This window comes from Mycobacterium sp., assembly GCF_049673265.1.
In the GTDB taxonomy this organism is placed as follows: domain Bacteria; phylum Actinomycetota; class Actinomycetes; order Mycobacteriales; family Mycobacteriaceae; genus Mycobacterium.
In genome coordinates, this window is record NZ_JBATXN010000028.1 from 1 (window position 1) to 4,446 (window position 4,446).

Annotated in this window: 3 protein-coding genes and 1 pseudogene; 3 read left to right on the forward strand and 1 reads right to left on the reverse strand. The window is 63.9% G+C overall.

What is annotated here, in order from left to right; genetic code table 11:
• Positions 1 to 823: 823 nt before the first annotated feature.
• The 3 genes and pseudogenes from WBF82_RS00850 to WBF82_RS00860 all read left to right on the forward strand — a co-directional run.
• Positions 824 to 1,027: pseudogene (locus tag WBF82_RS00850) on the forward strand (molybdopterin-dependent oxidoreductase); the annotation flags it as partial.
• Between the two features lie 74 nt (positions 1,028 to 1,101).
• Positions 1,102 to 2,301, forward strand: a complete 1,200-nt coding sequence (locus tag WBF82_RS00855; protein WP_424381216.1) for an alpha/beta hydrolase fold domain-containing protein — start codon at positions 1,102 to 1,104, stop codon at positions 2,299 to 2,301.
• A gap of 43 nt (positions 2,302 to 2,344) precedes the next feature.
• Positions 2,345 to 3,763, forward strand: coding sequence for a WS/DGAT/MGAT family O-acyltransferase (locus tag WBF82_RS00860; RefSeq protein WP_424381217.1), 1,419 nt, complete (start codon positions 2,345 to 2,347; stop codon positions 3,761 to 3,763).
• Here the strand turns inward: WBF82_RS00860 and WBF82_RS00865 are convergent.
• Positions 3,760 to 4,446, reverse strand: a 687-nt coding sequence (locus WBF82_RS00865) for an AMP-binding enzyme (RefSeq protein ID WP_424381218.1), incomplete at its 5' end; no start/stop codon positions are given. The genes WBF82_RS00860 and WBF82_RS00865 overlap by 4 nt on opposite strands.

Sequence of the window (4,446 nt, forward strand, 5' to 3'; positions counted from 1 at the left end):
ACTTGATAGTGTCCCTGACCAGTTCGACACGTTGGACGTAGGGCGAGCTGAACGTCGTTGGTGAAGCCATCATATTTTCCTTTTTTGGTCGAGCATCTTTGCTCGCAACCGAGCTGCCCGATACCTACAACGTTACGCCGCTTTTCGTCACTTGGACCAGTACGGACACCCGGAATCCATTAGGTCCCAGAGCCACTCAGCCAACCGACACCAGTAGGTCGATCGATCCTCTCAGCAGCGCATGTCGACAACCGCCGACTCCTCCAACTTGTCGAGAGTAATTGCACCTTGTGGTTGTCGAAAAGCGCGATATCCGCGCCATTGCACCCGGTGGCCATGCGCGTCAGAGGCTGCCGCTGCGTCGCCAACGTCCTATTCACCACCCCCGGCGGCCCGTTCCGGGTCGAAGGCGAGAAGGTAGAGTGACAGGATTGGGACCAATCAGGCCCCCATGATGAAGGGCCTCAGTGATGTCCGATAAATCTCCTCGGCAAACCATGAGCAAGAAGTCTGGAAAGTCACTGAAGGAGAAACGCGCCGACAAGCACGCCAAGGCTGCCCTCCACACGGCGTCCACCGATGCGTTATTTCACGACAAGAAGCGCTGAGGAACAACGACTTTCACCGCACGCCCTATTTGGGCGGTTGCGGCGCGGATGAGGAATTCGGATGCCGTCGTGGCGATGTCCAGTGGCCCGACGACCGAACTAAGTTGTCGCCCTGGGCGTTTGATTCGGCGAGGGTATTGCCCCACTAGCGTGGGACCGTTCGGCCACCGCGGTTCGGCTGGCGGGCCGCTGCGGATCCTGGGCGGGGCCGCGGAGTGAGGGTACTGCCGGTCGTCATCCTCAGCGGCCTGTGCTCTCTTTATCTGGCGTATGCGCCGCAGGTCGGCCAGGCCATCCCCGGTGACGTCGGCTTTCTGAGGCTGCCCGGCTTCGACTGGCCCACCGACCCGTCCTGGTTGTACCGGCTGACCCAAGGTGTGTACGTCGGTTCGGGGCAGGTGCTCATCCCGTGTTTGTTGCGATTGGGCCTCGCCGCCCAACGAAGCAGCCGCGTTTGCCGTTTGACGGCGGACCCGCGGGGTACGCTCCGAAAATGACGCGACGACCGACCATGGCCTCCCGCGCAAGGTGGTTGCTACGAGCCCGACCCGGGGACTACATGCTGGCGCTAAGCGTCGCGACGGCTTCGCTGCCCGTGGTGGGCAGGCGGCTGGAACCGCTGGGTAGCGTCACCGCGATGGGTGTCTGGGGCTACCGGCACTTGCCCGACTTCCTGTCTACCTCGGCGAAGTCATGGCTGAAGCCGGGCGTGGGCGAGATCCGTCAGGCAGACCGTGATAAGACCCAGGCGGTCTTAGACGCTGCGTTGCGCGGCATCGTGTCGGGCAAAGATCTGGAGATCCACTGGCCGGCGCCGGAGCGCACGCCACCGTTTCGGAAGGCACTGCAACACCGTCGCTACCTGCACCGCACATCGGTGCGCTACGGCAAGCACCCGGTGCAACTGCTAGACGTCTGGCGTCGCAAGGATCTGCCAGTCCGGCCAGCGCCGGTGCTGATTTTTGTACCCGGCGGTGCTTGGGTGCACGGCGGGCGCACGCTGCAGGGCTACGCGCTGATGTCGCATCTGGCCGAGCAGGGTTGGGTGTGTCTGTCGGTGCAGTACCGGGTCGCGCCGCACCATCGCTGGCCCGCCCACATCACCGACGTCAAAACCGCCATCGCATGGGCGCGCGCCAACGTCGACAAATTTGGCGGCGACCGTGATTTCATTGCGGTAGCGGGCTGTTCGGCCGGCGGACACTTGTCCGCGCTGGCCGGCCTCACCGGCAATGACCCCGACATGCAGACCGACTTGCCGACCGGTTCAGACACCTCGGTGGATGCCGTGGTGGGAATTTACGGCCGCTACGACTGGGAAGACCGCTCGACTGTCGAGCGGGCCCGTTTCGTCGATTTCCTGGAACAGGTGGTTGTCAAGCGCAGGATCGATCGCCATCCCGAGATCTTCCGCGACGCTTCGCCGATCGCCCGGGTACATCCGGAAGCCCCACCATTCTTGGTGATTCACGGCAGCAACGACAGAGTGATACCGATAGCGCAGGCGCGCAGCTTCGTCGAGCGACTGAGGTCGGTTTCGCGGTCGGTGGTCAGCTACGTGGAATTGCCCGGCGCGGGGCACGGTTTCGATCTGACTGACGGGGCCCGAACCGGCGCGGTGGCGACCGCGGTGGGGCTGTTCCTCAACCAGGTTCACCGCAACCGGATGATCGCGGCCAAAGAGGTTATCTAGCAGCCCGCCGACGGTAAGGTCCCTCCAGGAGGGAGGCACGCAGGTGAAAAGGCTCAGCGGCTGGGATGCGGTGCTGCTCTACAGCGAGACACCGAACGTTCATATGCACACACTGAAAGTCGCCGTGATCGAGTTGGATCTCGACCGCCGCGACTTCGGTATCGACGCGTTTCGCAGGGTCATCCACAGCCGGCTGCACAAGCTGGAGCCGTTCTGCTACCAGCTGGTCGACATTCCGCTCAAGTTGCACCACCCGATGTGGCGGGAAAGCTGCGAAGTCGACCTCACATACCACATTCGGCCCTGGCGGCTGCCCGCGCCGGGCGGTCGCCGTGAGCTCGACGAAGCGATTGGGGAGATCGCCAGCACGCCGTTGGACCGCAGCCGGCCGCTGTGGGAGATGTATTTCGTCGAGGGTCTGGCCGACCACCGAATCGCCGTGGTCGGCAAGATCCACCACGCGCTTGCCGACGGGGTTGCCGCGGCGAACCTCCTGGCTCGCGGCATGGACCTACAAGCCGGGCCGCAGGTCGGTCGGGGCTCGTATGCGCCTGACCCGCAGCCGACTAAGGGGGAGCTGTTGCGTTCGGCGTTCGGCGACCACCTGCGTCACGTCGGGCGGATTCCCGGGACGATCAAGTACACCGCCGAAGGCGTCGGACGGGTGCGTCGCAGCGCCCGCAAGCTGTCTCCCGAGCTGACCCGGCCGTTCACGCCGCCGCCGACGTTCATGAATCACATGCTCACGCCTGAGCGCAGGTTCGCCACAGCCACCTTGGCACTGGCTGACGTCAAGGAGACCGGCAAGCGGGTCGGAGCCACGATCAACGACATGGTGCTGGCGATGTCGACCGGCGCGCTGCGCAACCTGCTGCTGCGCTATGACGGTAAAGCTGACCACCCGCTGTTGGCCTCGGTGCCGATGAGCTTCGACTTCTCGCCGGACCGGATCTCCGGAAACCGTTTTAGCGGGGTACTGGTGGCACTGCCCGTCGACGCCGACGACACCCTGCAGCGGGTCCAACGCTCCCATGACAACGCCGTCTCGGCCAAGGAGAGCCACCACCTGATGGGACCGGAGTTGGTCAGCCGATGGGCCGCCTACTTTCCTCCGGCGCCGACCGAGTCGCTGTTTCGGTGGCTAGCCAGCCGCGACGGGCAGAACAAGGTGCTCAACCTCAACATCTCCAATGTTCCCGGTCCGCGCGAACACGGGCGGGTCGGCGGCGCATTGGTCACCGAAATCTATTCGGTGGGACCGTTGACCGCCGGCAGCGGCCTCAATATCACGGTATGGAGCTACGTCGACCAGCTCAACGTCTCAGTCCTTTCCGACAGTGCCACTCTCGAGGACCCGCACGAGGTAACAGACGCCATCATCGATGAGTTCGTCGAAATCCGCCGCGCGGCAGGGCTTTCCGAAAAGCTAACGGTCATCGAGCACGCGATGACGCAGGCTTAATCAGCCAACCGTGCCAACAGGTCGCGGCGGACGATCTTGCCGGTGCTGCTGCGCGGCAGCTCGTCGAGCACGACGATCTCGCGGGGAACCTTGTAGTTGGCCAGGTTGTCACGGACATGCTGCTTGAGACCATCGAAGGTGACTTCGGCGCCCGGTGTCGGTACGACGAAGGCCGCCAGCCGTTGCCCGTACTGTTCATCGTCGACGCCTAGCACCACGGCTTCGGCGACATCCGGGTGAGCCGCTAACGTCTTTTCCACTTCGATCGGATAGACGTTCTCGCCGCCGGAGACGATCATTTCGTCGTCGCGCCCGACCACATACAGTCGCCCGGCCTCATCTAGCCTGCCCACGTCTCCGGATGCCATGAATCCCTCATGGAAGTTCTTGCCCGCACCGGAGGTGTAGCCGTCGAAGCGGTTGGAGTTGCGCACGAAGATCTGACCGACCTCGCCGGTCGGCACCGGGCGAAGCTCGCTGTCCAGGATGCGAATCTCGGTGCCGATAGCGGGTTTTCCCGCGGTATCCGGCGCGGCCCGCAAGTCTGTGGGTGTTGCGGTGGCGATCATGCCGGCTTCGGTGGCGTTGTAGTTGTTGTAGATGATGTCGCCGAATTCGTCCATGAACCGGGTGACGACGTCGGGGCGCATCCGCGATCCGGATGCGGTGGCGAACCGCAGCGA